This window comes from Streptomyces yangpuensis, from assembly GCF_001005295.1.
GTDB lineage: Bacteria > Actinomycetota > Actinomycetes > Streptomycetales > Streptomycetaceae > Streptomyces > Streptomyces yangpuensis.
On record NZ_LBMK01000005.1, the window covers coordinates 399,417 to 424,171 of the forward strand.

The window sequence follows — 24,755 nt, forward strand, 5'->3', positions numbered from 1 at the left end:
GAGCTGCTGAGTCGTGGAAGACAGGGTGCGGGTGGTCATCGCCGAGGATTCAGTGCTGCTGCGCGAGGGCCTGACCCGGTTGCTGACCGACCGGGGGCATGACGTCGTGGCGGGCGTCGGGGACGCGGAAGCCCTGATCAAGACGGTGGCGGAGCTGGCTGCCGAGGACGCGTTGCCGGACGTGGTGGTGGCGGACGTGCGGATGCCGCCGACGCACACCGACGAGGGGGTGCGGGCTGCCGTGCGGCTGCGGCGCGATCACCCCGGGATAGGCGTGCTCGTGCTGTCGCAGTACGTGGAGGAGCAGTACGCCACCGAGCTCCTGGCCGGTTCCAGTACCGGCGTGGGGTATCTGCTCAAGGACCGGGTGGCCGAGGTACGGGAGTTCCTGGACGCGGTGGTCCGGGTGGCCCGGGGCGGCACCGCCCTGGACCCCGAGGTCGTCGCCCAGCTGCTCGGGCGCAGCCGGAAGCAGGACGTGCTGGCGGGCCTGACGCCGCGCGAGCGCGAGGTGCTCGGGCTGATGGCCGAAGGACGCACCAATTCCGCCGTGGCGAAGCAGCTGGTCGTGAGCGACGGAGCGGTGGAGAAGCACGTCAGCAACATCTTCATGAAACTGGGCCTGTCGCCGAGTGACGGGGATCACCGGCGTGTACTGGCCGTTCTCACCTACCTGAAATCTTGATCGACTGACACTCTGTCAGATACGGCATACCGGTCGGGCCGTCTCGAAGGGCGGTCCTACGGTCCAGAATGTGATCGCTCCTGGGGGCCCGATCCCTACGGTCGTAGGGTGGGTTATGGGGGTGCTCACGCCTCGAAGGAGGTCCAGTTCAGTGACCAGCCAGGTCAGCAGCCCAGCCGAACAGGCCGACGGGGCCGGGGGTGCGGTTGTCGGTGGACAGCGCGCTCCGGGGACCCCGGACGGCAAGGAAGTACGACGTCTCGATCGGGTGATCATCCGGTTCGCGGGTGACTCCGGTGACGGTATGCAGCTCACCGGTGACCGGTTCACCTCGGAGACCGCGTCGTTCGGGAACGACCTGTCGACGCTGCCGAACTTCCCGGCCGAGATCCGCGCCCCCGCCGGCACCCTGCCGGGCGTCTCCTCCTTCCAGCTCCACTTCGCCGACCACGACATCCTCACGCCGGGCGACGCCCCGAACGTGCTGGTGGCCATGAATCCCGCGGCGCTGAAGGCGAACATCGCCGACGTGCCGCGCGGCGCGGAGATCATCGTCAACACGGACGAGTTCACCAAGCGCCCCATGGCCAAGGTCGGGTACGAGACCTCGCCGCTGGAGGACGGCTCGCTGGCCGCCTACAACCTGCACCCGGTGCCGCTGACCACCCTGACGGTGGAGGCGCTGAAGGACTTCGGCCTCTCCCGCAAGGAGGCCGAGCGCAGCAAGAACATGTTCGCGCTGGGCCTGCTGTCGTGGATGTACCACCGGCCCACCGAAGCCACGGAGAGCTTCCTGCGGCAGAAGTTCGCAAAGAAGCCGGAGATCGCCGAGGCGAACATCGTGGCCTTCCGGGCCGGCTGGAACTTCGGGGAGACGACGGAGGACTTCGCGGTCTCCTACGAGGTCGCGCCCGCGACTCAGGCCTTCCCCACCGGCACCTACCGCAACATCTCCGGGAACCTGGCCCTCTCCTACGGCCTGATCGCCGCGAGCCAGCAGGCCGATCTGCCCCTCTACCTGGGCTCCTACCCCATCACCCCGGCCTCGGACATCCTCCACGAGCTGTCGAAGCACAAGAACTTCGGCGTGCGGACCTTCCAGGCCGAGGACGAGATCGCCGGCATCGGGGCGGCGCTCGGCGCGGCCTTCGGCGGGGCGCTCGGGGTCACCACCACCTCCGGGCCGGGCGTGGCGCTGAAGTCCGAGACCATCGGGCTGGCGGTGTCGCTGGAACTCCCGCTGCTGATCGTGGACATCCAGCGCGGCGGCCCCTCCACCGGCCTGCCGACCAAGACGGAGCAGGCGGACCTGCTGCAGGCCATGTACGGCCGCAACGGCGAGGCGCCCGTCCCGATCGTGGCGCCGAGGACCCCGGCGGACTGCTTCGACGCCGCCCTCGACGCCGCCCGCATCGCCCTGACCTACCGGACGCCGGTCTTCCTGCTCTCCGACGGCTATCTCGCCAACGGCTCGGAGCCGTGGCGGATCCCCGACGTCGCGGACCTGCCCGACCTGAAGGTCAAGTTCGCCGCCGCCACGAACCACACGCTCGCCGACGGCACCGAGGTCTTCTGGCCGTACAAACGGGATCCGGAGACCCTGGCCCGGCCCTGGGCGGTCCCCGGCACCCCCGGCCTGGAGCACCGCATCGGCGGCATCGAGAAGCAGGACGGTTCGGGCAACATCTCCTACGACCCGGCCAATCACGACCTCATGGTCCGTACCCGCCAGGCCAAGATCGACGGCATCGAGGTGCCCGACGTCGCCGCCGACGACCCGGACGGCGCTTCCACCCTGGTCCTCGGCTGGGGCTCCACCTACGGCCCCATCACCGCGGCGGTCCGCCGCCTCCGGGCCGCCGGAAGCCCCGTCGCGCAGGCGCATCTGCGCCATCTCAACCCGTTCCCGAGGAATCTCGGGGAGGTCCTGCGGCGTTACGAGAAGGTAGTGGTGCCGGAGATGAACCTCGGGCAGCTGGCCACCCTGATCCGGGCGAAGTACCTGGTGGACGCCCGGTCGTACAACCAGGTCAACGGAATGCCGTTCAAGGCCGAGCAGCTCGCCAAGGTTCTGAAGGAGGCCATCGATGACTGAGGTGACGGAGGCGACCGACGGGGCGCGGACCCTGCTCTCGCTGGTACCCAAGGCCGAGAGCAAGCAGTCGATGAAGGACTTCAAGTCGGACCAGGAGGTCCGCTGGTGCCCGGGCTGCGGCGACTACGCCGTGCTCGCCGCCGTGCAGGGCTTCATGCCGGAGCTCGGACTGGCGAAGGAGAACATCGTCTTCGTCTCCGGCATCGGATGCTCCTCCCGCTTCCCGTACTACATGAACACCTACGGGATGCACTCGATCCACGGGCGGGCCCCCGCCATCGCGACGGGCCTGGCCACCTCCCGCCGCGACCTGTCGGTGTGGGTCGTCACGGGTGACGGCGACGCGCTGTCCATCGGCGGCAACCACCTCATCCACGCCCTGCGCCGCAACGTCAACCTGAAGATCCTGCTCTTCAACAACCGGATCTACGGGCTGACCAAGGGCCAGTACTCCCCCACCTCCGAGCTCGGCAAGATCACCAAGTCGACGCCGATGGGGTCGCTCGACGCGCCCTTCAACCCGGTGTCGCTGGCGATCGGCGCGGAGGCCTCCTTCGTCGCCCGCACCGTCGACTCCGACCGCAAGCACCTCACCGAGGTGCTCCGCCAGGCGGCCGACCACCCGGGCACGGCGCTCGTCGAGATCTACCAGAACTGCAACATCTTCAACGACGGCGCCTTCGAGGTCCTCAAGGACAAGGACCAGGCCCGCGAGGCGGTGATCAGGCTGGAGCACGGCCGGCCGATCCGGTTCGGCGCGGACGACGAGAAGGGCGTCGTGCGCAACGAGGTCACCGGGGACCTGGAGGTCGTCGACGTGACCCCCGCCAACGAGGGCCGGGTCCTGGTCCACGACGCCCGGGCCGCCAGCCCCACCACGGCGTTCGCGCTCTCCCGCCTCGCCGACCCGGACACCCTCCACCGGACCCCGATCGGCGTCTTCCGCAGCGTCGAACGGCCGGTCTACGACACGCTCATGGCCGACCAGCTCGACGCGGCCATCGACCGCAGCGGCAAGGGCGACCTCGGCGCGCTGCTGAACGGCAACGACACCTGGACCGTCGTCGGCTGAGCCCCACCTGCGCCACGGCCGCCGGAAGCCCGGGCCCCGCACGGGGCCCGGGCTTCGGCATGCACCCACTGAGCGCACCCCCGGCGCACCCACTCCACCACAGCGCTTTCGAAAAGTTAGCGCTTACCGTAGGCTGGCACTCTCGACCAATGAGGGAGAAGCAGCCATGAGCATCGTCGTCACCGCGGCCACCGGAGCACTCGGCCGTCTCGTCGTGGAGGAACTGCTGGAGCGGGTCCCCGCCGGCCGCGTCGCCGTCGTCGTCCGGGACGCGCGGAAGGCCGCCGACCTGGCCGCCCGCGGGATCGAGGTGCGCGTCGCCGACTACGGCGACCCGGCGGCACTGAAGGACGCCTTCCGGCCCGGCGACCGGGTACTGCTGATCTCCGGCAACGAGATCGGGCGGCGCGTCGCACAGCACACCGCCGTGATCGACGCGGCGAAGGCGGCGGGCGTGGCGCAGCTCGCCTACACCGGCATCCTCGGCGGCCCGGAGGCGGACTTCGAGCTGGCCGCCGAGCACACCGCCACCGAGCGGACCGTCCTCGCCTCCGGGCTGCCGTACACCTTGCTGCGCAACGGCTGGTACCACGAGAACTACACCCGTGAGCTGCCGGCCGTCCTCGGGCACGGTGCGGTCGTGGGCAGCGCGGGCGAGGGCCGGATCGCCTCCGCGGCGCGCGCCGACTACGCGGCCGCGGCGGCCGAGGTGCTGACCGGCGAGGGTCACCTGAACCGGGTCTACGAGCTCTCCGGCGACACCGCGTGGAGCCTCGCGGAGTACGCGGCCGAGGTGTCCGCGCAGAGCGGCAAGGAGATCGCGTACACCGAGGTACCGGCCGGGGAACACCTGCGGATCCTGACGGGCGCCGGGGTGCCCGAGGGCTTCGCGGCGGTCATCGTCGACGTGGACGCGGCGATCGCGCGCGGCCGGCTGGCGGGCACCGGCGGGGACCTGGCCCGGCTGATCGGGCGGCCGACGACCCCGGTCGCGGTGGCGATCGGCGCCGCGCTGGCCTGACCGCGCCACCTCCGGACCCGGACGACCGGACGGCCACACGGACCCCCGGAGATGTCATGAGTATCTCGCCATTACGAGCATGACATCCGGGCCGCGCGGCGATACCGTCGTGAAGTTGGCTGGAAGTCGCACAGGAGGCCCCGTGAAGGCACAGAACGAGCAGCGCGCGGGTTTGCTCTACGGATTCGGCGCCTACGGGATCTGGGGGCTGGTCCCCCTCTTCTGGCCACTCCTGATGCCCGCCGGGGCCGTCGAGATCCTCGCCCACCGCATGACGTGGTCCCTGGCCGTGGTCGGGGTGGCCCTGCTCGCCGTCCGCCGGTGGGGCTGGATACGGGAGCTGCTGCGCCGGCCGCGCAAGCTGGGCCTGACCGCCCTGGCCGCGTCGGTGATCAGCGTGAACTGGGGCCTGTACATCTGGTCGGTCAACAACGGCCACGTCGTCGAGTCGAGCCTCGGGTACTTCATCAACCCGCTGGTCAGCATCGCGATGGGGGTGCTGGTGCTGGGCGAGCGGCTGCGGCGCGCACAGTGGGCGGCCGTCGGCCTCAGCTTCCTCGCCGTCCTCGTGCTCGCCGTCGGCTACGGGCGGCCGCCGTGGATCTCACTGGTCCTGGCCTGCTCCTTCGCCACGTACGGGCTGATCAAGAAGAAGCTCAACATGGGCGGGCTGGAGTCGCTGGCCGCCGAGACGGCCATGCTGTTCCTGCCGGCCCTCGGCTACCTGCTGTGGCTGGGCGCGCAGGGCCGGTCCTCCTTCGCCTCGCAGGGCGTCGGCCACGCCCTGCTGCTGGCCGCGACCGGCCTGGTCACGGCGATACCGCTGGTGTTCTTCGGGGCGGCCGCCATCCGGGTCCCGCTGTCCACCCTCGGGCTGCTCCAGTACATGGCCCCGGTGTTCCAGTTCGGACTCGGCGTCCTGTACTTCCACGAGGCCATGCCGCCCGAGCGCTGGGCCGGCTTCTCCCTGGTCTGGGCCGCCCTGGCGATCCTGACCTGGGACGCCCTGCGGACGGCGCGGCGCTCCCGCGCACGGCTGGAGGCGGCCCCGGTGGCCGCCGCCCCGGCACCGGCCCGCGAACCCGCGTAACGACCGCCCCGCGGGGCGCGCACCAGCAAACGCCCCGAACCCCACGATCCCCGGTACGGACCCTCCGCACCGGGGATCGTCCGTTTTCCGAACGGCCCTGACCGAATTCTGGTCTTGACGGACAGTCATATCCTCACTGACCATCAGGCTCGCACTGACGCACTAACGCTCACCCGCTCTATCTCGCTCGTTCCGTCATATCCCCAGCGGAATCCCGGAGCCCCCACATGAGCCTGTCCGTCTCCCGGCGCCTCGCTGCCGTGACCGCGTTCGCGGTCGCCGGCCTGTTCGCCTCCGCCGCCCCCGCCGCACTCGCCGCCCCCACGGCGGTCGCCGCGGCACCGACCCCGCCCGACATCCCGCTGGCCAACGTCAAGGCCCACCTGTCGCAGTTCTCGACGATCGCCGCCAACAACGGCGGCAACCGCGCCCACGGCCGGGCCGGCTACAAGGCGTCGATCGACTACGTGAAGGCCAAGCTCGACGCGGCGGGCTTCACCACCACGCTGCAGACCTTCACCACCAGCGGCGCCACCGGCTACAACCTGATCGCCGACTGGCCGGGCGGCGACCCGAACTCGGTCCTGATGGCCGGCGCGCACCTGGACTCCGTCAGCTCGGGCGCGGGCATCAACGACAACGGCTCCGGCAGCGCGGCCGTCCTGGAGACCGCCCTCGCCGTCTCCCGGGCCGGGCTGCAGCCCACCAAGCACCTGCGCTTCGGCTGGTGGGGCGCGGAGGAGCTGGGCCTGATCGGGTCGAAGTACTACGTCAACAACCTGCCGACGGCCGAGCGGGCCAAGTTCGCCGGGTACCTGAACTTCGACATGATCGGCTCGCCGAACCCGGGCTACTTCGTCTACGACGACGACCCGACGATCGAGCAGACCTTCAAGAACTACTTCTCGGGCATCGGCGTCCCGACCGAGATCGAGACCGAGGGCGACGGCCGCTCCGACCACGCCTCCTTCAAGAACGTGGGCATACCGGTCGGCGGCCTGTTCACCGGTGCCAGCAACACCAAGACCTCGGCGCAGGCGCAGAAGTGGGGCGGCACGGCCGGCCAGTCCTTCGACCGCTGCTACCACTCCTCCTGCGACAACACCGCGAACATCAGCGACACCGCCCTGGACCGCAACACCGACGCCGCCGCGTACGCGATCTGGACCCTGGGCGCCTCCACCCCGGTCCCGCCGGGTCCGTCCTTCGAGAACACGGCGGACGTGAACATCCCGGACTCCCCCGCCGCCGCGGTCAGCTCGCCGATCACGGTCTCGGGCGTCGCGGGCAACGCGCCGGCCACCACCAAGGTGGACGTGAACATCGTCCACACCTACCGCGGTGACCTGGTGGTCGACCTGGTCGCCCCGGACGGAACGGTCTACAACCTGCACAACCGCTCCGGCGGCAGCGCCGACAACATCGTGGCGTCGTACACCGTCAACGCCTCCAGCGAGGTCGCGAACGGGGTCTGGAACCTCCGGGTCAGGGACACGGCCGCGCAGGACATCGGCTACATCAACAGCTGGAAGATCACCTTCTAGGCGACGGCGGTTCCGCTCCCGCTCCAGGGCCCCGGCACTCTTCCTCCCGAATCGTGCCGGGGCTCAGCCCTGCGCCGGCCCTCCGGCTCGCGCAGGCTCAGCCGTCCTCGGCGCGGCCCTGGGACGAGGTCTCCAGCGGCTCCCTCATCCGGGCCCGCAGTTCCTCGGCCACGGCCGCGACGTCCGCGAGGCCCAGCTTCGCCGCCTCGACCAGATCGCCGAGCTCCTCCGGCGAGGGCAGCTTCGCGGCCCCTGCCACGCGCAGGTACGAGCGTGTCGCGGCGGCGGCGTAGAACTCGTTCATCGGTGATTCCAGGGCCGGGCAGACCGCGAGGGTGTGCAGAAACGCGGCGGCCCGCCACGCGGTGTCCGGGGCGGGCTGCTCTGGCACCAGAACCAGGTCGTTCTGGTGACGGGCGACCGCGGCGGCCACCCCGGAGGGATCCCACACCGCGGGATCCGAAGGGAGATGGTGGGCCAGAGCGGTCCAGGCCCACTCCATGGTGATCTTCAATTGCCGAACCGCTCCTGGAAGTAGCCCCAGTGATCGGCGAACTCCTCGATGCCGGAGAGGAAGTTCTTCCGGTCCTCGTCGAGTTCGCGCTCCGTCACCTCTGTGATCAGCGCGGTGACCGTCGTCCCCAGTGCCGCCGCGCGCGCCTTGAGGCGCTCGTGGAACTCTTCGTCCAGGCGGATGGTGACGTGTCTCGACATACCCAACACCGTACAGCGGACGCGCTGTACAGGGAGCGGTAAAGCCGCAAGGGTGGGCAGGGACACAGTCCCTGCCCACCCTTGCGGCACCCGCGAGCGCCGTGGCTACTTGTTGGCGTCGGCCGCCTTCACCAGCGCGTCCTTGGTGACGGCACCGGCGTAGACCTTGCCGTCATCGGTGACCAGGACGTTGAACAGACGGGTCGACATGACCCGGCCCTCGCCGAAGCCGCCCTTGACCTTGTCCCCGAGGGAGTCGAGGAACTGCTTGGCCTCCTTCGGCGCGTTCTTGTCGTTCTCCAGTTCCTTGAGGCCCTTGCCCGCACCCGAGTCGATCCGCGCGATCGTCGTCCAGCCCTCGCCGAGGACCTTCACGTCGCCCTTGCCGCCCGGACCGCCGGCCAGCCCGTCCAGGCCCGGGAAGGACTCCAGCGCCTTGAACGCACCGTCCTTGTCGCCCTTGCCGTGCCCGTCCGTGCCCTCGGTCACCCTGGCGCCCTTGGGCGGGGTGAAGGCGAAGGTGTCGGCGGCCGGCTTGGCGAAGTCCACCTTGGTGAAGCCGGCGTCCACGATCGGCTTGCCGCCCTGCGCCGAGAGCAGCTGCACGCGCAGCGGCACGCCGTTCCTGGCGTCCACCGCGATCTGCACCGATCCGACGGTCGAGCCGGCCTGCTTGGGCTTGAGGACCAGCTGGTAGGCGTCGCGCCCGGCCACCTGCGCGGTCTCGCCGACGCTGACGTCCGTGGTGGGACCGGCGGCCGCGAGGACCTCCTCGGCCAGCTTCTGGGGGGAGGCGTTCAGCCGGTCGCCGGTCTTGTGCTCCTTGCCCGCGCCCTTGCCGGCCGCCTTGTCCGACGGGGCCGCCTTCTCGTGGAAGACCTCGTTCGACTTGGAGTCGTAGCCCCACACGTCGTCGCCGTTGTGGATGAGGCTGTACTCGTCCTTGCCGTCCAGGAAGGTGATCTTCTGGCGGTCCTCTCCGTCGGCCGCGACCCGGAGGGTGTGCGTGCCGTTCGCGAGCTGCGCGACCTTGTCCTCCGGGTTGGCGGAGCCGCCCGTGACCCCACCGCCGCCGAGCAGACCGGACGCGATCTTCGGCAGGCCCAGGTCGGTGCTGATCTTCGCCGTGCCCGACAGCTGCTCCACGTCCGAGGCGGCGATCTTCTCGATCAGCTGCTGGGCCGTCACCTTGGGCAGGTCGGGCCCGCCGGCGTTGGCGAAGGCCGGGACCATCGCCACGGTCGCCGCGGCAACACCTGCCACCGCCACCGGTACGGCGTACCGGGCGACCTTGCGAGAAGTCTTCGTGTTCGCTGCCATGTCAGTGCCCTGCCCTCTGTGTCGACTGCGGCGATCCGCGTGTCGCCGCGCTCACCCGATTCGGTGGGGTTGATGACTCCATCTGACCAAATCGGCGGCGCCCGGGCGTCAGTCCCCGGAAGCAACTGGACGTACAACCGTGGGATGACACGGAACGGGCCCCCCACCCCCGACCCGTAGGGGTCGGCGGGCGGAGGGCCCGTCCGGTGCCGTCGGGCGCGGCGGCCCGTGGGAAACGTCAGCCGGCGCGGTGCACCACCGCGTCGCACAGCTCCTCCAGAGCCGCCTTCGCGAAGCACTCCGGGAGCGGCGCGAGCGTGGCCCGCGCGTCCTCCGCGTACCGGATGGTGTCCCGGCGGGCCTGCTCCAGGGCGGGGTGCGCCCGCAGCCGGGTGAGCACCTCGGCGTGGCGGGCGTCGTCCGTCAGGTCGCCGTCCAGCAGCGCCACGAGCTCCAGGTCCTCCGGACGCCCGTCCCGCGCGGCCGTCTCGCGCAGCCGCAGCACGGGCAGCGTCGGGATGCCCTCGCGCAGGTCGGTGCCCGGGGTCTTGCCGGACTCGTGCGCGTCGGAGGCGATGTCGAGGACGTCGTCGGCGAGCTGGAAGGCGGTGCCGAGCCGCTCCCCGTACTGGGTCAGGATGTCGACGACGGACTCGTCGGCGCCGGACATCAGCGCGCCGAAGCGGCCGGAGACCGCGATCAGCGAGCCGGTCTTGCCGGCGATGACGTCGAGGTAGTGGGCGACGGGGTCGCGGCCGTCGCGCGGACCGGCCGTCTCCAGGATCTGGCCCGTCACGAGCCGCTCGAAGGCCTCCGCCTGGATGCGTACGGCCTCGGGTCCGAGGTCGGCCAGGATGTGTGAGGCGCGGGCGAAGAGGAAGTCACCCGTGAGGACGGCCACCGAGTTGCCCCAGCGGGCGTTGGCGCTCTCCACGCCCCGGCGCACGTCCGCCTCGTCCATGACGTCGTCGTGGTAGAGGGTCGCCAGGTGGGTGAGCTCGACCACCACGGCGGACGGGACGATCCCGGGCGCGTAGGGGTCGCCGAACCGGGCCGCGAGCATGACCAGCAGCGGCCGGAACCGCTTGCCGCCGGCCCGGACCAGGTGCTGTGCGGCCTCGGTGATGAAGGGGACTTCGCTCTTGGTGGCTTCCAGCAGACCCGCCTCGACGGCGGCCAGTCCGGCCTGGACATCGGTCTCAAGAGCCTGGTCCCGCACGCTCAGTCCGAACGGCCCGACGACGGTCACGAGGGGTACTCCTGTCTGCTGACGATCACGCTGACGATCACATGGATTGTCGATGTGTCGCTGCCATCACTCAAGCCAGCGTATCGGGTCTGTTTTCGATCACCGAGAGGGCCTTCCCGGCCACCCTCCCACACTGCCCGATAAGCCCCGGTATGTTCGGGAGGAGCAGAAACAACCGGAGAGTATGTTTTGCCCAGAACTGCGACCGAGATGGACAAGCCCCCGGATCCGGCGGACGGAGGCCCGGGCATGCCCGCGGGCACCACGGCCTCCGTCACGCCCGCGGCGCCCGCGGCGCCCGCCACTCTTCCGGCGGTCGTCGGCCGGTTGACGACGGACCGTTTCGCCGGCCTGCTCACCCTCGCCCCGGCCGGCTGCTTCGCGCTGGTGTTCCGCAGCCCCCGAGGCGATTGGCGGCAGAACCGATGATCATCCGCACCGAGTTCCCGTACGGATCCACCCATGAGGATGTCCGGATCCCGCTCCCCGACGGAGTGGAGCTGTACGCGCGGATCTGGCGGCCCGTGACCGACGAGCCCGTCCCGGCCCTGCTGGAGTACCTCCCGTACCGGCTCACCGACTGGACCTCACCGCGCGACTGGCAGCGCCACCCCTGGTACGCCGGGCACGGCTACGCCTCCGTACGGGTGGACGTGCGCGGGCACGGGTGCAGCGGCGGCCGGCCCGGCGACGAGTACGACGCCCGCGAGCTCGCCGACGGCGTCGCGGTGGTGGAGTGGCTGGCGGCGCAGGAGTGGTGCACGGGATCGGTGGGGATGTTCGGGATCTCCTGGGGCGGATGCAACTCCCTCCAGATCGCCGCCCTCGCCCCCGAACCGCTGAAGGCCGTCGTCACCGTCTGCTCCACGGACGACCGCTACGACAACGACGTCCACTACATGGGCGGCTCGGTGCTCGCCGTGGACATGCACGCCTGGGCGGCGACCATGCTGGCCTTCGCCTCCCGGCCGCCGGACCCGCGGTACGCCGGCGACGGCTGGCGCGCCCAGTGGCTGGACCGGCTGGAGGCGGTGGAACCGCTGATCCACACCTGGCTCTCGCACCAGACCCGCGACGCCTACTGGCGCCACGGCAGCGTCTGCGAGGACTACGGGGCGATCGGCGCGGCCGTGCTCGCCGTCGGCGGCTGGCACGACCCGTACCGGGACACCGTGCTGCGGCTGGTCGAGCACCTGCCGAAGGCGCGCGTACGGGGCCTGATCGGCCCCTGGTCGCACCAGTACCCGGACCGCGGGCTGCCGCCGGGACCCGCGATCGGCTTCCTCCAGGAGACCCTGCGCTGGTGGGACCACTGGCTGAAGGGCGCCGACAACGGGGTGATGGACGAGCCGCTGCTCCGCGCCTGGATCAGCGAGGCGCATCCGCCGGCGACCGTGTACGAGGAGCTGCCGGGCCGCTGGGTCGGCGAGAGGGCCTGGCCGTCGCCGTCCGTGATCCCCGTCCCGTACGTGTTCCGGGGCGCGCCGGTGGCCGTCGCCTCCCCGCAGCACACCGGGCTGGACGCGGGCCGCTTCTTCCCCTTCGGCAACGACGCCGACCTGCCGCCCGACCAGCGGGAGGAGGACGCGAAGTCGGCCTGCTTCGAGTTCCCGGTGGCCGGGGCGGAACCGGTGGAGATCCTGGGCCGGCCGTCGGTGACCCTGCGGCTGCGGCTCGACGTGCCGTACGGGCAGGTCGTGGCCCGGCTGTGCGACGTCGCCCCGGACGGGTCCTCGACGCTGGTCACGCGGGGCGCGCTTAACCTCTCCGCCCGCCAGGGGCGCGACCGGGCCGTCCCGTGGCCGGTGGGCTCCTACGAGGACGTCACCTTCGAGCTGAACGGCATCGGCCACGTCTTCCCGCCGGGGCACCGGATCCGCCTCGCGGTGTCCTCCGCGTACTGGCCGTGGATCTGGCCGCGGGCCGGGTCGGAGGCCGGCTGGACGCTGGACCCGGCGGGCAGCTCGGTGACCCTGCCGGTGCGGGCGGCCTCCCCGGCCGGGGACGACGGGATCTTCTTCGAGGCCCCGGAGCAGTCGGAGCCGCTCGGCGTCTCCCACCCGGCCACCCTGGACGAGCCGCGCCCGGAGCGCCTCGTCGTCCGGGACGTCGCGCGCGGGACCTGGCGGCTGGAGGTGGACCCGCGCTACGGCGGCACCCGCGTGTACCCGGACGGCCTGGAGTACGGCGAGGACGCGACGGAGGTGTACGAGATCCAGGACGGGGACCCCCTGTCGGCCCGGACCCGCTCGCAGTGGCGGATCCGGCTCCACCGGCCGGAGCTGGGGTGGGACGCGCGGGTGGAGACGCGCTCGGAGATCACCTGCGACGAGGGCGGCTTCATGACGTCGAACGAGGTGGTGTGCCGGGAGGGCGACGAGGTGGTCTTCCACCGCACGTGGGAGCGCCGCCTCCCGCGCGGGGCGGGCTGATCGCGCGGCGCCGCCCCGGGGAGGCGGACGGCTCCGGGCGGCGGCGCGGCGGCGGCCGGCGGTCAGCCGAACAGCCGCTCCAAGACCACCGCGATGCCGTCGGCCGCATTGGACAACGTCACCTCGTCGGCCACCGCGACCAGCTCGGGGTGGGAGTTGGCCATGGCCACCCCGTAGGCGGCCCATGCGAACATCGGGATGTCGTTCGGCATGTCGCCGAAGGCGATCGTCGCGGCCGGGGACGCGCCCAGTACGGCCGCGGCCCGGGCGAGGCCGTAGGCCTTGTCGACCCCCAGCGGCTGCAGCTCCACGGTGTACTCACCCGCCATCGTGACGTTCACCAGGTCGCCGACCACCGACCGCGCCACCCGCGTCAGCTCGTCGTCGTCCAGCTCCGGGTGCTGCAGCAGCACCTTGCTGATCGGCGCCGACCACAGACCCGACCGCCGGGCCACCCGCACCGTCGGCAGGTGCGGGTGCCACATCCGGTAGCCCGGCCCCATCAGCATCTCCGCGTCAGGGCCCTCCTGGTTGACCGCCGCGTAGACCTCACCGACCTCCGCCTCGATCTTGCCGAGGGCGACCTCCGCCAGCTCCCGGTCCATGGAGACGGAGTGCAGCAACCGGCCGTGCGCCGCGTCGTACACCTGCGCGCCCTGCGCGCACACCGCGAGCCCCGTGTAGCCCAGTCCGGCCAGGACGTGCCGGACCTGAGGGACGGGGCGGCCGGTGACGATGATGTGCCGGGCGCCGGCCGCGCGGGCCGCCGCGAGCGCCGCAGTGGAACGGGCTGAGACGCTGTCCCCGGAACTCAGCAGAGTCCCGTCCAGGTCTGTGGCGATCAAGGCATAAGGGAGGGCCGGAAGCGGCGCGGAAGTCACGCCGCCAAGGATACGGACCCCAGTGGACAAGTCCTACAAATAGAGCGCGAATCCGGCCTCCCACGCGCCCCCTCAGCCACGTAACGTGTCAACCAGCCCCCGGGACACCCCCGGACCGCGTCGAAAGCGAGGCAGTACCCCATGCCCCAGCAGAGCCCCCTCGATGTCCCCGAGGGCGACCCGTTCGGGCCGCACAACCTCCCCTACGGCGTCTTCTCGACCGCCGGCGAGGAACGCCGCCGGATCGGCGTGCGCATCGGCGGGCACGTGCTGGACGCCGGGGCGGCCGCACTCGCGCTCGGCTCCCCGTACGCCGGGCTGCTCGGCCGGTCCTCCCTCAACCCGCTGCTGGCCGCCGGGCGCACCACCTGGCGCGACGTACGCCGTGCGCTGACCGCCTGGGTGACCGACCCGGGCCACCGCCCCACGGTCGAGCCGCACCTGCTGCCGCTCGACGAGGTCACGCTGCACCTGCCGTACGAGGTCGCCGACTACGTCGACTTCTACGCGAGCGAGCACCACGCCACCAACGTGGGCCGGATGTTCCGCCCGGACGGTGACGCGCTGACGCCCAACTGGAAGCACCTGCCGATCGGTTACCACGGCCGTTCCGGCACCATCGTGGTCTCCGGGACCGATGTCGTACGCCCCTCCGGGCAGCGCAAGGCGCCCACCGACCCGGCGCCCGTCTTCGGCCCGTCCGTCAAGCTCGACATCGAGGCCGAGGTCGGCTTCGTCGTCGGCGCCCCGTCCGAGCTGGGCCGCCCGGTGCCGCTGGGTGCGTTCGAGGACCACGTCTTCGGGCTGTTCCTGCTCAACGACTGGTCGGCGCGGGACATCCAGGCCTGGGAGTACGTGCCGCTCGGCCCCTTCCTCGGCAAGTCCTTCGCGACCTCCGTCTCGGCCTGGGTCACCCCCCTGGAGGCGCTGGACGCCGCCCGCGTCACCCCGCCCGCCCGGGACTTCCCGCTCCTGCCCTACCTGGACGACGCGGCCGTCGACCGCCCCGGCGGCTTCGACCTGCACATCACCGTCTCCATCAACGGCCAGGAGGTGGCGCAGCCGCCGTTCTCGACGATGTACTGGACGGCCGCCCAGCAGCTCGCGCACATGACCGTCAACGGCGCCTCCCTGCGCACCGGCGACGTCTTCGGCTCGGGCACCGTCAGCGGCCCCGAGGTCGGCCAGCGCGGCTCGCTGCTGGAGCTCACCTGGAACGGCCGCGACGCCATCGAACTCGCCGACGGCAAGCGCACCTTCCTGGAGGACGGGGACACCGTCACCCTCACCGCCTGGGCCCCGGGCCCGGACGGCACGCGCGTCGGACTCGGCGAGGTCACCGGCCGTATCACGGGCGCCGCGTAGCGGCCCTCGGAACACCTCGCGCCTCCGGACGGGCCCGACCCCCGTTCGGAGGCGCGCCGCGTGCGGTGCGCGGGGCGGGCCGGGATGGTGGACGGACGACCGGGTTTTCGGGAACCCGTACCCCGTACCCCCCTCGCGAGGAGCCGCCGCCATGACCCTACGCAGCCTGAAGTCCGTCGTCACCTGCGCGGCCGCCGTGACCCTCGGCCTGACCGCCGTGGCCCCCGCCCACGGGGTCGAGGGGCCGGCGCCCGACCCGCGCAACACGAAGGCCATGCGGGACATGGCGACGGCGATCGCGGCGACGGCCAAGTACGCGGACGAGCGGGTGGCCATCCGGGACGGGTACGTCCCGAAGGGCGAGGACTGCATGACGAACCCGTTCGGGGTGGGCGCCATGAACTACCACTACGTCAAGCAGGCCAACTGGGGTTCGAAGGACCCGGCGAGGCCCACGGCGCTCCTCTACAGCCGGGAGAAGGACAAGAACGGCCTGCGCAGGCTGGAGACCGTGGAGTGGATGTCCACCGACCGGGACCAGGACCTGAAGACCGCCGACGACCGGCCGAGCATGTTCGGCGTGCCCTTCGACGGCCCCATGCCGGGCCACTGGGCGGGCATGCCCAAGCACTACGACCTGCACATGTGGGCGTACAAGAAGAACCCGGCCGGCCGCTTCCACAACTGGAACCCGGCCCTGACCTGCCCGAGGAAGGCCCCCACCCCGGGCAAGCCGCCCACCGCGCCGCACGCGTACGGCCACTAGGTTCTGTCGTCAAAGTAGCGCCGGTCAGGCCCGCGGTGTCCGGTGCCGTGCCTCGCAAGGCGGAGGGGCGCCCGTGTACTGGACGTACTTGGGCGCCCCGACAACGCGGCGAGGTGCGGTGCCGGGCGCCGCGGGCCAGGCGGGACTTTGACGACAGGGNGGACGTACTTGGGCGCCCCGACAACGCGGCGAGGTGCGGTGCCGGGCGCCGCGGGCCAGGCGGGACTTTGACGACAGGGCCTAGGACCTGCCGCCGGCACCCGGATCAGGTTCCGGGGAGGATCCGGCGCGTTTCGTAGGCCCACATCGCGATCTCGACCCGGTTGCGGGCGCCGAGTTTGGCCATCAGGCTGGCCAGATGCGTCTTCACCGTGCTGAGGCTGATGTGCAGTGCGTCGGCGATCTCGGTGTTGGTCAGCCCGCGGGCGACGGCGAGGAGCACCTGCTCCTCGCGGGCGGTCACAGGGGAGACCGGCTGGGCCACCGGCCGGCCGGCGGGCAGGTCCGCGAACGCCTGGAGCAGACGGACGGTGACGCTGGGCGCGATGAGCGCCTCACCGTCGGACGCCGACCGCACGGCCTGCGCCAGAAGGTCCGGTCCCGTGTCCTTGAGCAGGAATCCGCGGGCGCCGGCACGCAGCGCGCCGTAGACGTACTCGTCGAGGTCGAACGTGGTGATGACGACCACGGCCAGCGGGTCCGCGGCGCCCGGGCCGGCGACCAGCCGGGTGGCCTCAAGCCCGTCGAGTACGGGCATCCGGATGTCGAACAGGCAGACGTCGGGGCGCAGTTCGCGGGCCATGCGTACCGCTTCCCGCCCGTCGGCGGCCTCGCCGACCACCTCGATGCCGGGCTGGGCGTTCAGTATGATCCGCAACCCGGTGCGGATGATCGTCTGGTCGTCAGCGACGAGGACGCGAATGGACACCGCTCTCGCTCCTCGCTCTCGGCAGTTCGGCATCGACATGCCAGCCCCGGTCGGTCCCCGGGCCGGCTCGTAGTGTGCCGCCGAGCAGCGTCGCGCGCTCGCGCAATCCGGTAAGTCCGTATCCGTCGCGACCCCGGCCGGTGCGCCGGCCGTCGTCGCGCACGCTCACCCGTACCGTGTGCCGTTCCGCGGCGACCCGGACGACGAGTTCGGTCGCGTCGACCGCATGGCGCAGCGCGTTGGTCACCGACTCCTGCACGATCCGGTAGACGGCCGCGTCCACGGCCGGGGGCAGCGCGTCCAGTTCGCCGTCGAGCCCCAGGTCGACCCTGAGGCGACCACCCGGGGTGCGCACCAGGCGCTCCAGATCCGCGACTCCGGCAGGGGGCGCCAGCTCGGCGCCGACCCCGCGGTCGCGCAGCGTGGCGACCATGGCGCGCATTTCCTCCAGCGTGCGCGCCCCTTCCTCCTCGACCCCCTCCAGCGCCTCGACGGCGGCGGACGGGTCGGTGCCCGCGAGCACCCGGCCCGCCTGGGCGATGATCACCATGGCCGACACGTGGTGGGCCACCGTGTCGTGCAGTTCCCGGGCGAGCTGCTCGCGCTCGCGGGAGCGCACCTGGTCCAACTGCCGCTCGCGAGCGGTCACCCGGAACCGCACGGCAGCCCCGACCACGCCGGGCAGCAGCAGGAAGGCGAGGCCCACGACGTTCTCGACGACCGGGGTCTCGTCCGTGACGGAACACAGCGCGCCGACGGCGAGGGTCACCGCGCCGCCCAGCACGATCTCGCGTCCCGATCCCCACCGGGGCAGCGCGTACACCAGCACGAGCACGACCGCGCCGGTGTACAGGCCGACGGGCTCGCGCGGCGCGGCGACGAGCGAGGCCACCGCAAGCAGGGACACCGAGCCGAACGCCAGCGTCACCATCGCCAGCGGGCGGGTCCGGCGCCACAGGGTCAGCAGGCACAGCCATACGGCGAACACCACCGCCACCGGCCGCCACACGACGTCCTCGCGCAGGATGGCCTCCAGCGCCACACCGGCGAGGCCCGCGGCGAGCAGCGCCCAGTCCCGCCGCACCCGGGCGGGCGCGTCGGGCGGCCGGGGTTCGGTCCACAGGGTTCTCAGGTCGTCTCGGAGCACGGTTCTCAGCCTAGGGACCGCGGCGCGCCGCGCATCGGCCGAAAGGACGGGTCGTCACTCCGCCCCGGGGCCGGCGGATCCGCGGCCCGCGGGCCGATGCCGCGGAGCGCCGTGGCGACGAACCTTACGCATCGGCGGCCGTACAAGGACGGCCGACGACGTGGTTGGAGGACCCCGATGCTCTCGAAAGCCCTGTTGCGCCTGGGTGGGGGCGCCGCCCGCCATCCCTGGCGGGTGATCGCGGCATGGCTGATCGTCGCCACGCTCGCCGTCCTCGCCGCCGTCGCCTTCGGCGGGCGGACCGCGGACTCGATGACCGCTCCGGGACTGGACTCCCAGCGGGCCGCGGAACTGATCGAGCGGGCCGGCACCGGCCAGGAGGGGATGACCGCCCAGGTGGTCGTCACCCCCGTCGCCGGCGGTGCGACGTTCTTCGGCGACGACGGCGCGCGCACCGCTCTCACTCGGCTGCAGACCGAGGTGAGGCGGCTGCCGCACGTGCTCGGCACGAGCGACCCGGCGGGGGCGCTCGACGCGGGCGGGGACACCGCCGTGCGCGGCGGCCTCGTCTCGGCCGACGGCAGGATCGCGGTCGTCCGGGTGCAGTACCCCGACCAGAGCCGGCTGTCGGCCGAGGACCTCGACGCCCTCGTCGCACTCGGCGACCGGCTGCGCGCCGAACTTCCCCTGCGCGTCGAGATGGGCGGGAACCTCTTCTACGCCTTCTCCGACCCCGACGGCGGCGTGAGCGAGCTGATCGGCCTCCTCGCCGCGGCCACGATCCTGTTCCTGGCGTTCGGTTCGCTCGTCGCCGCCGCGCTGCCGATCGGCATGGCGGTCTTCGGGCTGACCGTCGGGGTCGCCACGATGACGGTACTGGCGGGGGTGACGGACGTCCCCGCCTTCGCACCGGTCCTGGGCAGCATGGTCGGGCTCGGAGTGGGCATCGACTACGCGCTGTTCGTGCTCGCCAGACATCGGGAGTACCTCGCGTGCGGCCTCGATCCGCAGGCGGCGGCCGGACGAGCGGTGGCAACGGCGGGGCGGCCGGTGGTCTTCGCCGGCGGCATCGTCGTCGTGTCGATCCTCGGCCTGGCGGTCGCGAACGTGCCGTTCATGAGGGTGGGCGGGGTTGCCGTCTCGATCGTCGTCCTGACGATGGTGCTCGCGTCGGTGACGCTGCTGCCGGCCTTCCTCGGCGCGGCGGGCCCGCGCCTGGCCCGGGCCGGCCGGATCGTCCGGGCTCTGCAGACCAGGAAGCCGGGCGGGCTCGCACGGCGGCGGGACCCGGCGGCGGGCGCCGCCCCCGCCGCCGGGTGGCGCCGCTGGATCGGGCACGTCGGCCGGCACCCGGTGCCGTACGCGGTCGGCGCGGCGGGGCTGCTGCTGACCGCGACGCTGCCCGTGCTCGGCCTGCGCGTCGGCCTGCCCGACGACGGCTCGCTGCCCCACAGCCGTACCGAGCGCCGGGCCTACGACCTCGTCGCCGAGGGGTTCGGGCCGGGTACCAACGGTCCCCTCGTCATCGCCGCGGACCCCACCGGTGATCCGGGGGTGCTGGACCGACTCGCCGGGGCGGTCGCGGCGGATCCGGGCATCGCGTCCGTCACGCCGACGCACATCGACCGGGCCACCGGCATCGCGACCCTCGTGGTGTTTCCGACCACCAGCCCTCAGGACAAGGCCACGGCCGACACCATCGCCCGGCTGCGCACCGACGTGCTGCCCACGGCGATCGGGGACGGCCCGGCCAGGGCCCACGTCGGCGGCGCCGCCGCGAGCCTGTCCGATGTGGGCCTGCGCACCAGCCAACGCCTGCCGGTGTTCGTCGCCGCCGTGCTGGCGATGTCGTTCCTGCTGCTGATGCTGGTCTTCCGCTCGGTACTCGTACCGCTCAAGGCGGTGCTGCTGAATCTGCTGAGCATCGGCGCGTCCTACGGCGTCATGGTCGCGGTCTTCCAGTGGGGCTGGGGAGGCGCACTCATCGGGCTGGAAGCGACGGTTCCGATCGTGTCGTTCATCCCGATGTTCCTCTTCGCCATCCTGTTCGGCCTGTCGATGGACTACGAGGTGTTCCTCCTCTCCCACGTACGCGAGGAGTACCTGCGCACCGGCGACAACGGCACGGCGATCGTCGAGGGCATCTCGCGCACCGCCCGGATCATCACCTCGGCCGCCCTCATCATGGTGGCGGTCTTCCTGTCCTTCGCCGTCGCCGACGACCCCTCCGCCAAGATGTTCGGGCTCGGCCTGGCCACCGCGATCTTCATCGACGCCACCGTCGTACGCATGGTGCTGGTACCGGCGACCATGACACTCCTCGGCCGGACCAACTGGTGGCTGCCGAAGTGGCTGGACCGGATGCTCCCCCGCGGCCCGGTCGGCACCGACCACCGCCCGCCGGTGCAGTCAAGTGCCGTACGCATATGACTCACCCGTGAGGACGGTGCTCCGCGGATCCCCGGCGCTAGGCTGGTCGCACTCGCGAGACTCCGTGGCATGGGAGCACTACCGATGAGCGTCGACCCCGCAGCGCCGCAGCCTGAGCCGGAGCCGGGACCCCGCTGGCCCATCCCGCCCGCGGGTGGCTGGACAGCGGACGACCTGGACACGCTTCCGAATCTGCCTCCGCACACGGAGCTGATCGACGGGAGCCTGATTTTCGTGAGTCCGCAGAGCATCTTCCACGAGCGAGCCATTGACTTGTTCAAGTGGCAGCTGCGGTCGGCGGCCCCCGCCGACTTCGAGATCTTTCGCGAGTTCACGATCGACATCGACAAACGCAATCGGCCCGAGCCGGATGTGGTGGTCGTACGCACCGACGTCGTGGACGACCTGGAACAGACGCGGTTCCCTGCCGAGGCAGTTGTGCTGGCCATTGAGGTGGTCTCCCCCGACTCCGTCGGACGTGACCGCGAAACCAAGCCGTTGAAGTACGCCAGGGCCGGGATCGTGCACTTCTGGCGGGTCGAGAACAAGGACGGACGTGCTGTGGTCTACGTCTACGAGTTGGATCCCGCCACGGGCGCCTACGTCGCGACGGGGATCTTCCACGACCGCCTGAAGGTCTCCGTACCGTTCGCCATCGATGTGGACCTCACGGCGATCACACCCCGGCATCGTCCGGAGAAGTAGCCCGTGCACAGCCGAAGGGCCCGGCTCCCCCGAGGGGAGCCGGGCCCTTCGTCCGGGCCGGACCGGTCAGCGGACGAACGTGCTCGCCTGGCCCGCCAGGTCCAGGAAGTACTGCGGCGCGAGGCCCAGGACCAGGGTGACCGCGACGCCCACCGCGATGGTCGTCATCGTCAGCGGGGAGGGGACGGCCACCGTCGGGCCGTCGGCCTTCGGCTCGCTGAAGAACATCAGGACGATCACCCGGATGTAGAAGAACGCGGCGATTGCGGACGACAGGACACCGATCACGACCAGCACCCCGGCACCGCCCTGCGCCGCGGCCGAGAACACCGCGAACTTGCCCGTGAAGCCCGACGTCAGCGGGATCCCCGCGAAGGCCAGCAGGAACACCGCGAAGACGGCCGCGGTCAGCGGTGAACGCCGGCCCAGGCCCGCCCACTTGGACAGGTGCGTCGCCTCCCCGCCCGCGTCGCGCACCAGGGTGACGACCGCGAACGCGCCGATCGTCCCGAAGGAGTAGGCGGCCAGGTAGAAGAGGACGGACTGCACGCCCTCCGCCGACGTCGCGATCACACCGGCCAGGATGAAGCCGGCATGCGCGACGGAGGAGTACGCCAGGAGCCGCTTGACGTCCGTCTGGGTCACGGCGATCACCGCACCCGCCAGCATCGTGACGATGGCCACCGCCCACATCACCGGGCGCCAGTCCCAGCGCAGCCCCGGCAGGACCACGTACAGCAGCCGCAGCAGGGCGCCGAACGCGGCCACCTTGGTCGCCGCCGCCATGAAGCCGGTGACCGGGGTCGGGGCGCCCTGGTAGACGTCCGGGGTCCACATGTGGAACGGCACCGCGCCGACCTTGAACAGCAGGCCCGTCAGGATGAGCGCACCGCCCATGAGCAGCAGCACGTCGTTGCCCATGGTGCCGGCCAGCGCCGGGTCGATCTTCGTGATCGTGCCGTCGACCACGTCGGCGATCACCGCGTACGACATGGAGCCCGCGTAGCCGTAGAGCAGCGCGATGCCGAAGAGGAGGAAGGCCGAGGAGAAGGCACCCAGCAGGAAGTACTTCACCGCGGCCTCCTGCGACATCAGCCGCTGGCGGCGGGCGACGGCGCAGAGCAGGTACAGCGGGAGGGAGAAGACCTCCAGGGCGATGAACAGGGTCAGCAGGTCGTTGGCCGCCGGGAAGATCAGCATGCCGGCGATGGCGAACAGGGCCAGCGGGAACACCTCGGTGGTGCTGAACCCGGCCTTGACGGCGGCCTTCTCGCTGTCGCTGCCCGGTACCGACGCCGCCTGGGCGGCGAAGGAGTCCACCCGGTTGCCGTGCGCGGCCGGGTCCAGGCGCCGCTCGGCGAAGGTGAAGACCGCGACGACCGAGGCCAGCAGGATGGTGCCCTGCAGGAACAGCGCGGGGCCGTCCACGGCGATGGCACCCATCGCGGCGATGTGGGCCTTGGTCGAGCCGTACCCGCCGGCGGCGAGGCCGACCACCGCGGCGAAGGCCGAGGCCAGCGCGGCGAACGCGAGGAACACCTGCACGTAGTAGCGGGACCTGCGGGGCACGAAGGCCTCCACGAGGATCCCGACGACCGCCGCGCCCACCACGATCAGGGTGGGAGCGAGCTGTGCGTACTCGATGACCGGCGCCGGGATCCGGCCGGCCGGTGTGTCGGCCGCCAGTGTCCACAGGCTGTGGGCGGAAGTCAGTGTGCTCACTTCGCCTCCTCCCCGTTCTTGGCTTCGACGGCGACCTCGGGCTCCGGGTCCGTCTGCTTCACGTCCGACATGGTTTGTTCCACCGCCGGGTTGACGATGTCGGTGAGGACCTTCGGGTAGACGCCCAGTCCGATCAGCAGCGCGATCAGCGGGGCGACCACGAGCACCTCGCGCAGGCGCAGGTCCGGCATGGTGCGGACCTCCTCCTTCACGGGGCCGGTCATCGTGCGCTGGTAGAGGACGAGCGTGTAGAGAGCGGCCAGCACGATGCCGATGGTGGCGATGATCCCGACGACCGGGTAGCGGGCGAACGTGCCGACCAGGACCAGGAATTCACTGACGAACGGCGCGAGGCCCGGCAGCGAGAGGGTGGCGAGGCCGCCGATGAGGAAGGTCCCGGCGAGGACCGGGGCCACCTTCTGGACGCCGCCGTAGTCGGCGATGAGCCGCGAGCCGCGCCGGGAGATCAGGAAGCCGGCCACCAGCATCAGCGCCGCCGTCGACAGGCCGTGGTTGACCATGTAGAGGGTGGCGCCGGACTGGCCCTGGGAGGTCATCGCGAAGATGCCCAGGATGATGAAGCCGAAGTGCGAGATGGAGGCGTAGGCCACCAGCCGCTTGATGTCCCGCTGGCCCACGGCCACGAGTGCCCCGTAGACGATGGAGATCAGGGCCAGTACGAGGATCACCGGCGTGGCCCACTTGCTGGCTTCGGGGAACAGCCCGAGGCAGAAGCGGAGCATGGCGAAGGTGCCGACCTTGTCGACGACCGCGGTGATCAGTACGGCGACCGGGGCGGTGGACTCGCCCATCGCGTTCGGCAGCCAGGTGTGCAGCGGCCACAGCGGGGCCTTCACCGCGAAGGCGAAGAAGAAGCCGAGGAACAGCAGCCGCTCGGTGTTGGTCGCCATGTCGAGGGTGCCCGCGGCCCGGGCGGCGGTGATCTCCTGGAGCGAGAAGTTCCCGGCGACCACGTACAGGCCGATGACCGCGGCCAGCATGATCAGGCCGCCGACCAGGTTGTAGAGGAGGAACTTGACCGCCGCGTAGCTGCGCTGCGCGGCCGCGTTCTCGTCGCTGCCCGAGTGCGCCCGGTCCCCGAAGCCGCCGATGAGGAAGTACATCGGGATGAGCATGGCTTCGAAGAAGATGTAGAAGAGGAAGACGTCGGTGGCCTCGAAGGAGATGATCACCATCGCCTCGACCATGAGGATCAGGGCGAAGAAGCCCTGGGTCGGGCGCCAGCGCTTGGAGCTCGTCTCCAGGGGGTCGGCGTCGTGCCAGCCGGCCGCGATCACGAAGGGGATCAGGAGCGCGGTGAGCCCGATGAGGACCACGCCGATCCCGTCCACGCCCAGCTCGTAGCGGACGCCGAAGTCGGCGATCCAGGACCGGGATTCGGTGAGCTGGTAGCGGTCGCCACCGGGTTCGAAGCGGACGGCGATCAGCACGGCCAGGGCCAGTGTCGCCAGGGAGAAGAGCAGCGCGAGCCACTTGGCGGCGGTCCGGCGGGCGGCCGGGACGGCCGCCGTGAGGATCGCGCCGACCGCGGGCACCGCGGCCGTGACCGTCAGAAGCGGGAAGTTCAT

At 71.5% G+C, this 24,755-nt stretch carries 21 protein-coding genes; 12 read left to right on the forward strand and 9 right to left on the reverse strand.

Features of this window, described 5'->3' with window-relative positions:
* Nucleotides 1-25 precede the first annotated feature (25 nt).
* The 6 genes from AAT21_RS25680 (at nt 26) to AAT21_RS25705 (ending at nt 7,507) form a co-directional block, all read left to right on the forward strand.
* Nucleotides 26-685: a response regulator transcription factor gene (locus AAT21_RS25680; RefSeq protein WP_030026962.1), complete on the forward strand. Its 660-nt coding sequence runs from the start codon at nt 26-28 to the stop codon at nt 683-685.
* Nucleotides 686-836: 151 nt separating this feature from the next.
* Nucleotides 837-2,780, forward strand: a complete 1,944-nt coding sequence (locus AAT21_RS25685) for a 2-oxoacid:acceptor oxidoreductase subunit alpha (RefSeq protein ID WP_046779280.1) — start codon at nt 837-839, stop codon at nt 2,778-2,780.
* Nucleotides 2,773-3,852: a 2-oxoacid:ferredoxin oxidoreductase subunit beta gene (locus AAT21_RS25690; protein WP_046779281.1), complete on the forward strand. Its 1,080-nt coding sequence runs from the start codon at nt 2,773-2,775 to the stop codon at nt 3,850-3,852. Before AAT21_RS25685 ends, AAT21_RS25690 begins: the two co-directional genes overlap by 8 nt.
* Before the next feature lie 166 nt (nt 3,853-4,018).
* Complete coding sequence (locus AAT21_RS25695; RefSeq protein WP_046779282.1) at nt 4,019-4,873, forward strand: SDR family oxidoreductase; 855 nt, start codon at nt 4,019-4,021, stop codon at nt 4,871-4,873.
* 142 nt (nt 4,874-5,015) lie between these two features.
* Nucleotides 5,016-5,963, forward strand: coding sequence for an EamA family transporter RarD (rarD, locus tag AAT21_RS25700; RefSeq protein WP_046779283.1), 948 nt, complete (start codon nt 5,016-5,018; stop codon nt 5,961-5,963).
* A 227-nt stretch (nt 5,964-6,190) separates the two neighbouring features.
* On the forward strand, nt 6,191-7,507 hold the full coding sequence (locus AAT21_RS25705) for a M28 family metallopeptidase (RefSeq protein WP_046779284.1): 1,317 nt from the start codon (nt 6,191-6,193) through the stop codon (nt 7,505-7,507).
* 97 nt (nt 7,508-7,604) lie between these two features.
* Here AAT21_RS25705 and AAT21_RS25710 read toward each other — a convergent pair whose 3' ends face one another.
* The 4 genes from AAT21_RS25710 to AAT21_RS25725 form a co-directional block, all read right to left on the reverse strand.
* Nucleotides 7,605-8,021, reverse strand: coding sequence for a translin family protein (locus AAT21_RS25710; protein ID WP_235439222.1), 417 nt, complete (start codon nt 8,019-8,021; stop codon nt 7,605-7,607).
* Entirely contained in the window at nt 8,018-8,221 is a 204-nt protein-coding gene (locus AAT21_RS25715) for a ribbon-helix-helix domain-containing protein (RefSeq protein WP_225884906.1), read from the reverse strand. Before AAT21_RS25715 ends, AAT21_RS25710 begins: the two co-directional genes overlap by 4 nt.
* A gap of 105 nt (nt 8,222-8,326) precedes the next feature.
* Nucleotides 8,327-9,541 (reverse strand): LolA family protein, encoded by a 1,215-nt coding sequence (locus tag AAT21_RS25720; RefSeq protein WP_046779285.1) that lies wholly within the window; start codon nt 9,539-9,541, stop codon nt 8,327-8,329.
* Nucleotides 9,542-9,779: 238 nt separating this feature from the next.
* Nucleotides 9,780-10,790, reverse strand: coding sequence for a polyprenyl synthetase family protein (locus tag AAT21_RS25725; protein WP_046779286.1), 1,011 nt, complete (start codon nt 10,788-10,790; stop codon nt 9,780-9,782).
* A 249-nt stretch (nt 10,791-11,039) separates the two neighbouring features.
* Between AAT21_RS25725 and AAT21_RS37755 the strand changes: the two genes are divergently transcribed.
* Together AAT21_RS37755 and AAT21_RS25735 are read left to right on the forward strand one after the other, a co-directional pair.
* Nucleotides 11,040-11,219, forward strand: coding sequence for a hypothetical protein (locus AAT21_RS37755; RefSeq protein ID WP_157879784.1), 180 nt, complete (start codon nt 11,040-11,042; stop codon nt 11,217-11,219).
* Nucleotides 11,216-13,222, forward strand: a complete 2,007-nt coding sequence (locus AAT21_RS25735; RefSeq protein WP_046779288.1) for a CocE/NonD family hydrolase — start codon at nt 11,216-11,218, stop codon at nt 13,220-13,222. Before AAT21_RS37755 ends, AAT21_RS25735 begins: the two co-directional genes overlap by 4 nt.
* A 62-nt stretch (nt 13,223-13,284) precedes the next feature.
* Here AAT21_RS25735 and AAT21_RS25740 read toward each other — a convergent pair whose 3' ends face one another.
* Nucleotides 13,285-14,103: an HAD family hydrolase gene (locus AAT21_RS25740; RefSeq protein WP_046779289.1), complete on the reverse strand. Its 819-nt coding sequence runs from the start codon at nt 14,101-14,103 to the stop codon at nt 13,285-13,287.
* A gap of 141 nt (nt 14,104-14,244) precedes the next feature.
* On the opposite strand from AAT21_RS25740, the gene fahA reads away from it, so the two are divergent.
* A complete protein-coding gene (gene fahA, locus AAT21_RS25745) occupies nt 14,245-15,468 on the forward strand; it encodes a fumarylacetoacetase (protein ID WP_046779290.1) in 1,224 nt (407 codons plus the stop codon).
* Nucleotides 15,469-15,619: 151 nt separating this feature from the next.
* Complete coding sequence (locus AAT21_RS25750; RefSeq protein WP_046779291.1) at nt 15,620-16,234, forward strand: hypothetical protein; 615 nt, start codon at nt 15,620-15,622, stop codon at nt 16,232-16,234.
* 265 nt (nt 16,235-16,499) lie between these two features.
* Here AAT21_RS25750 and AAT21_RS25755 read toward each other — a convergent pair whose 3' ends face one another.
* Together AAT21_RS25755 and AAT21_RS25760 are read right to left on the reverse strand one after the other, a co-directional pair.
* Nucleotides 16,500-17,162: a response regulator gene (locus AAT21_RS25755; protein ID WP_046779292.1), complete on the reverse strand. Its 663-nt coding sequence runs from the start codon at nt 17,160-17,162 to the stop codon at nt 16,500-16,502.
* Entirely contained in the window at nt 17,137-18,309 is a 1,173-nt protein-coding gene (locus AAT21_RS25760; RefSeq protein WP_046779293.1) for a sensor histidine kinase, read from the reverse strand. Before AAT21_RS25760 ends, AAT21_RS25755 begins: the two co-directional genes overlap by 26 nt.
* Nucleotides 18,310-18,486: 177 nt before the next feature.
* Here AAT21_RS25760 and AAT21_RS25765 point away from each other — a divergent pair, with 177 nt between their 5' ends.
* Complete coding sequence (locus AAT21_RS25765; RefSeq protein WP_046779294.1) at nt 18,487-20,739, forward strand: MMPL family transporter; 2,253 nt, start codon at nt 18,487-18,489, stop codon at nt 20,737-20,739.
* An 84-nt stretch (nt 20,740-20,823) separates the two neighbouring features.
* Nucleotides 20,824-21,444: a Uma2 family endonuclease gene (locus AAT21_RS25770; RefSeq protein WP_046779295.1), complete on the forward strand. Its 621-nt coding sequence runs from the start codon at nt 20,824-20,826 to the stop codon at nt 21,442-21,444.
* A 66-nt stretch (nt 21,445-21,510) separates the two neighbouring features.
* On the opposite strand, the gene nuoN is transcribed toward AAT21_RS25770, so the two are convergent.
* Together nuoN and AAT21_RS25780 are read right to left on the reverse strand one after the other, a co-directional pair.
* Nucleotides 21,511-23,157 carry an NADH-quinone oxidoreductase subunit NuoN gene (gene nuoN, locus AAT21_RS25775; protein ID WP_412180341.1) on the reverse strand — a complete coding sequence of 549 codons (1,647 nt, stop codon included), beginning with the start codon at nt 23,155-23,157 and terminating at the stop codon, nt 21,511-21,513.
* A gap of 5 nt (nt 23,158-23,162) precedes the next feature.
* Complete coding sequence (locus tag AAT21_RS25780; protein ID WP_046779297.1) at nt 23,163-24,755, reverse strand: NADH-quinone oxidoreductase subunit M; 1,593 nt, start codon at nt 24,753-24,755, stop codon at nt 23,163-23,165.

What these genes read in the sequence shown, in the direction of transcription:
- AAT21_RS25770 (WP_046779295.1), top strand. Translation starts at nt 20,824, where the DNA reads ATGAGCGTCGACCCCGCAGCGCCGCAGCCTGAGCCGGAGCCGGGACCC.
- AAT21_RS37755 (WP_157879784.1), top strand. Translation starts at nt 11,040, where the DNA reads ATGCCCGCGGGCACCACGGCCTCCGTCACGCCCGCGGCGCCCGCGGCG.
- AAT21_RS25720 (WP_046779285.1), bottom strand. Translation starts at nt 9,541, where the DNA reads ATGGCAGCGAACACGAAGACTTCTCGCAAGGTCGCCCGGTACGCCGTA.
- AAT21_RS25735 (WP_046779288.1), top strand. Translation starts at nt 11,216, where the DNA reads ATGATCATCCGCACCGAGTTCCCGTACGGATCCACCCATGAGGATGTC.
- AAT21_RS25780 (WP_046779297.1), bottom strand. Translation starts at nt 24,755, where the DNA reads ATGAACTTCCCGCTTCTGACGGTCACGGCCGCGGTGCCCGCGGTCGGC.
- AAT21_RS25765 (WP_046779294.1), top strand. Translation starts at nt 18,487, where the DNA reads ATGCTCTCGAAAGCCCTGTTGCGCCTGGGTGGGGGCGCCGCCCGCCAT.
- fahA (WP_046779290.1), top strand. Translation starts at nt 14,245, where the DNA reads ATGCCCCAGCAGAGCCCCCTCGATGTCCCCGAGGGCGACCCGTTCGGG.
- AAT21_RS25695 (WP_046779282.1), top strand. Translation starts at nt 4,019, where the DNA reads ATGAGCATCGTCGTCACCGCGGCCACCGGAGCACTCGGCCGTCTCGTC.
- AAT21_RS25715 (WP_225884906.1), bottom strand. Translation starts at nt 8,221, where the DNA reads ATGTCGAGACACGTCACCATCCGCCTGGACGAAGAGTTCCACGAGCGC.
- AAT21_RS25750 (WP_046779291.1), top strand. Translation starts at nt 15,620, where the DNA reads ATGACCCTACGCAGCCTGAAGTCCGTCGTCACCTGCGCGGCCGCCGTG.
- AAT21_RS25705 (WP_046779284.1), top strand. Translation starts at nt 6,191, where the DNA reads ATGAGCCTGTCCGTCTCCCGGCGCCTCGCTGCCGTGACCGCGTTCGCG.
- AAT21_RS25690 (WP_046779281.1), top strand. Translation starts at nt 2,773, where the DNA reads ATGACTGAGGTGACGGAGGCGACCGACGGGGCGCGGACCCTGCTCTCG.